Source organism: Mycobacterium sp. E1386, from assembly GCF_001672745.1.
GTDB lineage: Bacteria > Actinomycetota > Actinomycetes > Mycobacteriales > Mycobacteriaceae > Mycobacterium.
Window position 1 is genome coordinate 1 of the sequence record NZ_LZKH01000215.1, and the last position, 6131, is coordinate 6131.

At 66.3% G+C, this 6131-nt stretch carries 8 protein-coding genes and 1 pseudogene; 7 read left to right on the forward strand and 2 right to left on the reverse strand.

The window, feature by feature from the left end; all coding sequences use genetic code 11:
* The first annotated feature begins 74 nt into the window (after positions 1-74).
* The 5 genes from A5709_RS22020 (at position 75) to A5709_RS22040 (ending at position 3354) form a co-directional block, all read left to right on the forward strand.
* Complete coding sequence (locus A5709_RS22020) at positions 75-722, forward strand: S1 family peptidase (RefSeq protein WP_068122468.1); 648 nt, start codon at positions 75-77, stop codon at positions 720-722.
* A gap of 149 nt (positions 723-871) precedes the next feature.
* On the forward strand, positions 872-1339 hold the full coding sequence (locus tag A5709_RS22025) for a lipoprotein LpqH (protein ID WP_067951434.1): 468 nt from the start codon (positions 872-874) through the stop codon (positions 1337-1339).
* 40 nt (positions 1340-1379) lie between these two features.
* Positions 1380-2258, forward strand: a complete 879-nt coding sequence (locus tag A5709_RS22030) for an MAP_0585 family protein (RefSeq protein WP_068122471.1) — start codon at positions 1380-1382, stop codon at positions 2256-2258.
* A 69-nt stretch (positions 2259-2327) separates the two neighbouring features.
* On the forward strand, positions 2328-2567 hold the full coding sequence (locus tag A5709_RS22035; RefSeq protein ID WP_046185545.1) for a hypothetical protein: 240 nt from the start codon (positions 2328-2330) through the stop codon (positions 2565-2567).
* A gap of 16 nt (positions 2568-2583) precedes the next feature.
* Positions 2584-3354, forward strand: a complete 771-nt coding sequence (locus tag A5709_RS22040) for an enoyl-CoA hydratase (RefSeq protein ID WP_068122483.1) — start codon at positions 2584-2586, stop codon at positions 3352-3354.
* 11 nt (positions 3355-3365) lie between these two features.
* On the opposite strand, the gene A5709_RS22045 is transcribed toward A5709_RS22040, so the two are convergent.
* A complete protein-coding gene (locus tag A5709_RS22045; protein ID WP_068122473.1) occupies positions 3366-4322 on the reverse strand; it encodes a lytic transglycosylase domain-containing protein in 957 nt (318 codons plus the stop codon).
* Between the two features lie 248 nt (positions 4323-4570).
* Between A5709_RS22045 and A5709_RS22050 the strand changes: the two genes are divergently transcribed.
* The gene (locus tag A5709_RS22050; protein ID WP_156768128.1) at positions 4571-4867 is read left to right on the forward strand and encodes a hypothetical protein; all 297 of its coding nucleotides are present in this window, start codon (positions 4571-4573) and stop codon (positions 4865-4867) included.
* A 486-nt stretch (positions 4868-5353) separates the two neighbouring features.
* Here the strand turns inward: A5709_RS22050 and A5709_RS22055 are convergent, their stop codons facing one another.
* Positions 5354-5557: a cold-shock protein gene (locus A5709_RS22055; RefSeq protein ID WP_067951426.1), complete on the reverse strand. Its 204-nt coding sequence runs from the start codon at positions 5555-5557 to the stop codon at positions 5354-5356.
* A 367-nt stretch (positions 5558-5924) separates the two neighbouring features.
* Here A5709_RS22055 and A5709_RS22060 point away from each other — a divergent pair.
* A pseudogene (locus A5709_RS22060) lies at positions 5925-6131 on the forward strand (DUF732 domain-containing protein); the annotation flags it as partial.

A 6131-nucleotide genomic window follows, 5' to 3' on the forward strand; every position in this document is an offset into this window, starting at 1 on the left:
CGGGCGAGGCTCCTCGAGCGGCCGAAACCCGCTGGCGCTGTTAGCATGCTGGCCGACACATCAAGAGAGGCGGCGTGGCATTGCGGTGGTTGCGGAGTTTGGGCTTGGTCGGTGCTGTGCTCGCCGCCGCGACGGCGCTGGCGAACCCGGCGCAGGCCGATCCGGGTGTCACGCCGGGCATCAAGGTCGAAGACGAAAAAAGCTCGTGCACATCGGGTTTCGCGGCGCAGGGCAATGACGGAAGTTACTACCTGATGACGAGCGGCCACTGCGATGCCCACGATGGCTCACAGTGGACATACGGCAATGACGTCCCCCTGGGGAAGATCACCGCCAGCGAGAAGGAGGGCGACGGGAGGGATGCCGCCATCATCCTCCTTCGCCCGAGCGTGGGGGCGCCCCTCGGAGATGTCGGAGGACGGTACACTGTCCGGGATGTGTTGAGCGCTAACCAGATTCGCGAAGGCATGCCTTTCTGTAAATTGGGTGCGGTCACCGGTGAGACCTGTGGTTCCGTCACACACGTAGACGGTGACGTTGTCGAAGCCAGCGTGTTCAGCCTCAATGGCGACAGCGGCAGTCCGGGTTTCGTGAAGAACCCGGACGGCACCGTAAGTGCCGTGGGCCTGTTGATGTCCTCACCCGACGGCGACGACTACACGACCTACTTCACGCTCATCGACCCCCTGCTGGGCAGGTGGGGGTTGCACGTTCTCCCTTGACTGCGAGCGCGCCCGCCCGCCTCTAACACAGCGTTTGTAACTTGCGGGTAGCGGGTATCCGCGCGCCGCGGCACTGGCCCAGGGCTCGCTAGGTTGACGAGGCCAATGAGTTCGTTATTGCGACACCAGCGACACGAAGGAGAGCAGTAGTGAAGCGTGGGATCGTCGTCGGCGTGGCGGGTGTTGCCGTAGTGGTCGCGGCGGGTGCCGGCTGTTCGGGTAACAAGTCAAGCACGGGATCGTCGGGTTCCTCGTCGCCGTCAGCGACGGGTCCGCAGGTCATCGTCGATGGTCAGGCCCAGAACGTCAGCGGTCAGGTCACGTGCGCGCCGGCGGGTGACAACACCAACATCGGCATCGGCGATCCGACAGCCGGGGTCGGCGCCGTGGTCAGCAACGCCAACCCGCCCATCGTGCACTCGGTCGGACTCGGCAGCGTCAACGGCATCACGCTCGGCTTTTCTGACGCTGCCCCCAATCAAGGGGGCAACGCGGGGGCCGCGGTCAACGGGAAGACTTATGCAATCAAGGGCACCGCGACCGGGCTCGACATGAGCAACCCGCAGCAACCGCAGCCGGTGACCAAACCTTTCGAGTTGGACGTGACCTGCCCGTAGTGCAGGGGATCGAGACCCAAGAGGGGACGCAGCTATGTCTATGAAACGTGTCGTCGGCGCGGCGGCCGTCGCGGCGGGCATGAGCATCTCCGCGGTTACCTTGAACGCGGGTTCGGCCTCTGCGGCTCCGCTCGACCCACCCCCGCCCTGCCCTGGCTGCCATGGCGGTGGCGGCGGGGGCAACCCCGGCGGCCCCGGCGGGCAGCAGGGCGGCCCCGGTGGGCAGCAGGGCGGGGGCAACCCGGGCGGGCAACAGAGTGGACCCGGCGGCGCGCCCGGTGGCCAAAACAATCCTTCCCAGGGTGGGCACGGGCAGAACCCGCCGCAGGGCGGGCAGAACAACCCGCCGCAGGGCGGACAGAACTCGCCGGCGCCGAACGACCACGGGCAATACCCTCAGCAGGGCGGGCCGGGCAACCAACCCGGTGACCACGATCAGAACGGACCGGGTGGACAACCCAACGCCCCGGCGAACGAGCACAACCCGCCGCCGCAGGGCAGGCAGGCCCTCAACCCGCCGAGCACCCAGCCTCCGCATCAGCCCTACGTTCCGCGCGGGACGTACGTCAGCGGTAACGCCCAGGTTGGCGGGCCCGGCGATGCGCGGGCGGGCTTCAGCATCGTCGACCACGGGGCACCTCCGCCACCCCCGCCGCGGGGGCACGGCTGGAACGACGGTCCGGCGCCCGGCCACGCGCCACCCCACTGGGTGGGCGCGCCGCCTCCAGGGGGTTGGGACGGCCCGCCGCCTCCCGGTGGCTGGAACCGTCCGTGGTCCGGGCCGCAGCGTGATGTCGCCGTCGCGCAGGTCGATTTCGGGCCGTTCCAATACGACTCCTACACGGCCATCCCGGTCTTCAACTGGCAGTTCGGCGGCTGGGGCTTCTGGTACATGGGAGTTTGGGTTCCGCTGTACTGACGATCCGCCGGTCTAGCCCATGCGCCCATTGGCGGGCGGCGATCGAGTCGCCGTGGCAGGCTCCGGGGAATGGATGTGCGAGAGAACGTCCGCCGAGCCATCGACGTGATGACGGCTTGGACGTCTGACAGCGGCAACGAGTTCGCCTGGAGCCGGCTGGTCGAGAACGTGATCGATGAGCCGGATGGGGAGATCATGCTTTTGATGGGCTTCGTGAACCTCGCGGGCGAACTGGGGATCAAGCTGGAGAAGGCCACCGGTCAAGACGTTCGATCGCACCTGCAAGACATCGCCCTGAAGTACCTGTGAGGGGCGCGTGAACGCGATGGAGAAGCGGTTCGTCCGGGTCGCTCACGACGGCGGCGTACGCACCATCGAGCTGACCAACTCGAAACGGCTCAACATCGTCGGCACGGGCGCCGTGGAGGAATTGACCCAGGCTTTCCGCGCCGTCGGCGACGACGGTGACGTCCGGGTGGTCGTGCTGCGCGGGGCAGGGGACGCGGCGTTCATCGGCGGGGCCGATATCAACGAGATGGTCGACCTGGACCGGGTTAGCGCCGAGGCGTTCATCCGTCGGCTCGCGACGCTGTGCGAGTCGATCCGAGAATGCCCCGTCCCCGTCGTCGCCCGCCTGGCCGGCTACTGCCTCGGCGGCGGGCTCGAGGTCGCGATGTGCTGCGATCTGCGGATCGCCGAATCCGGCGCCGTATTCGGCATGCCGGAGGTGGCGGTCGGGATCCCCTCGGTGATCCATTCGGCCTTGATGCCCGCGCTGATCGGGGCGTCGCACGCGGCCTGGCTCCTGCTGACGGGCGAGACGATCGACGCACGCACGGCCGCGACGTGGGGTCTGGTGCATGAGGCGCTCGCCGCCGACGCGCTCGACTCGCGCATCGCCGAACTCACAAGCAAACTAGCCGGATTCGGCCCGAATGCGGTCCGGCAGCAAAAACGCCTACTCAACAAGTGGTTCGACATGACGGTCCACGGGGCGATCGAGGACAGCATCGAGCAGTTCGGTCTGGCCTTTTTGACCGGGGAGCCGCAACACCATATGCGAGCGTTCCTCGCCCGCAAGAAGGACCGGGCGTAGCGGCGGCGGTGTTACTGCGGATGGGTCGCGAGGTAGTCCCCGACCGGGACCGGTGACGGCGCCGCGTAACCGACCGGGAGCAACACGTCGCCGGCGGTGGTGACGTAATAGACGTCCCATCGGTAGTAGGTGGGAAACGCGGCGGGGTCGGTTGCGATCAGTGCGGCGTATTGGTCGACCGCCCGGACGTATTCGTGTGCGTGGTTGTAGCCGTAGATGGCGCGGTCGGGGTCGTTGGTGAAGCCGTTGGCGGCGAGGAAGCGGCCCGCCGCCATGATGCTGTCGCGCGGCGAATTGATATCGCCGCCCTGGCCGTAGGTGGCGAATGTGGACGGCAAGAACTGCATCGGGCCTTGGGCCCCGGCCGTGCTCGTGCCGTTGATGCTGCCGAATCGGGTCTCGACCAGGTTGATCGCCGCCAGGTAGTTCCAGCCGACGCCGGTCTCCGCTTCCGCCGCGTGGTAGTCATTCATCAGCTCGTCAACGGGTGCGGGCGGTTCGATCCGCCACGCGGGCAGGGTGTCTTTCGCGGGTGTCATCGCCTGAAGCTGGCGACGGGCATCGAGGTTACGGTCGTAGACGTCAGCCAGCTCCGGCGGTATGCGCGGCCGGATGATCGAGTCCCACTCGGGATGCCGCCCAATGGCGCGGTACGCGGCCTGCTCGCGGTGCGCCGCCGCCGTCAGCGCCGGCTCCGCCGCCGACGGGTCACGCAGCGCGCGCTCGTCCGCGACGAGGTCGTCGGCCAACCGAGCCGGGTCGGACGCGAGTTGCGGCTGCGCGCCAAGGGGCGGATTTGGTGCTGCGGCAACGGTTCTCGAGGCAAGTGGTGCGGCAGCAGGCGTCGCTGCGGTTGAAGCCGTCGTCACCGTCGCATTGGGCTTCGCCGTCGGGGACGAACAGCCGACGACCAGGAACGCGATTACGCCGAGAAACACCGGCGCGGCGACAGTCGGCCTGGTGCTCATTGAAGTCACTTCCGTCGATTTGCCCTGAACAGTCTTTCGCATTTGACCGCCTGAGATCAATGCCGTTGCGAGTATCGCCCTAGGGGGACTTCGAGGTATTCCTGAAGTGCAAAACCTGAGTAATCTCAACGCGATTCACGCGCCGTGGCAGCAAGAGCTCGAGGCGACCGGGAAAGCCCCTCGAGTTGCAGGTGGCCGCGGCTTATTCCAGACTTGAGAATCGCCCGCCCAGCAGAGTGGAAAGCAACATGGCTGACGCCGCGGCTGAACCGAACGAGAGACGGACCAGGATTCGCCGAGCTGCGACCACCACGGCAACCGCCAAGGTCGTCTCGCGTCTCATCCGTCCGGCGCTGCTCACCGTCGTGGTGACGGCGCTGATCACTGCCCCGGGTACCCGCCCTCTGCTGCCGCCGGGGTGCGCGATCGGTTGGACGATGGTCGGGCATGTGGTGATCTTCGTGCCCGACTGCACGCAGCGGTCGCCGTCGCCACCGCCCCCGACCGACGGACCGCCCGGTCCCGTCCCGCCTCCGGCGCAGTAGGCGACGGAGCGTGGCCGAGACGGGTCGCGGTCAGGCCGGCGTCGCGCTCAGGCGCTCAGGGCTTGGGAGCTGCGGAATCGCTATTGGGGCGGTCGGAGAAAGTCGGAAGTTGCACCGGTTCCGCATCGCGACTGGCAGGTGACACGACCTCGGGCTCGTAGCGATGTGAAAACAAATCGGACGATGTCATGAAGCGGGTCCTCAAGTTAGTTTGGCTCCGGCCCAAACATGGTTGGCTGGGCGAAGGGCGATCGATTCGTGGATCTGATCATCTCCACAAGAATTTGGTTAGTCGGCAGCGCGAACATGGACTGCTGCCACCAATCTACACGCCAGAGTGAGCAACGACGCGGCGCCGAGCGCCTGTCATTCGTCGAGCCCGAAATTCATGCCCATCTGTGTCCTGCCGGAAGCGGCCCGAAACACCCTTTAACGTGCTGTGGGCTGGTGGGAAACAACCCACCAGCCCACACGGTAGAACTCGCCCTAGACGGCGGTCACTCCGACTGCCTGCGGACCCTTGGCCCCCTGCTCGACACTGAACTCAACTCGCTGGTTTTCCTCCAGCGACCTGTAGCCGTTTCCCTGGATTTCCGAGTAGTGGACGAACACATCTGCTGCGCCGCCGTCCGGAGCGATAAAACCGAAGCCTTTTTCGCTGTTAAACCATTTCACAGTTCCCTGTGTCATACCTTCAACTTCTCTCATTTTGAACGGATGCCGACGGGCATCCCGGGCAAGCGTACCACGCGGGGTATGGGAAAGATGTAATCGACTGCGCCAGAACGTTTTTCATGTCATTCGAAGGCCGACTGGCAATGAATCGGATCCGGGGCCTCCGGCCTGTCACCGCGCCACCTCGATGAGGCATGCGAGGGGTCCAACCGGCAACAGTGACGGCTGGCCCGCAGCGAGTCTTCCCTGGCGTTGGGGGCCGTTCGAGGCAGCATTGGCAACGCCATCTGGCCAGCGGGGACGCAGCCGTGTAAGGGCGCCGTCATCGGTCCGCATTTACCGGGGGTTGTGACGATGTCCTGACACGCTCAAACTGGTTGATATGCGCGACCGCGAGACCATCGATGCGGAATTGCGGCGCATCGCGCTCGGGCGCCAAGCGGGCCGGGAGCACGGCGGTCAACCGTCATCGCGTGAGGTTGACGAACTGCTCGACGAGCTCCTGGCCCACAGTGTCGGGGCGTCTCTCCCCGCGGCGGCGAAAGCGCATGGAACCGACGTTGCCACCTACACCGGGTCGCGGGGCGGC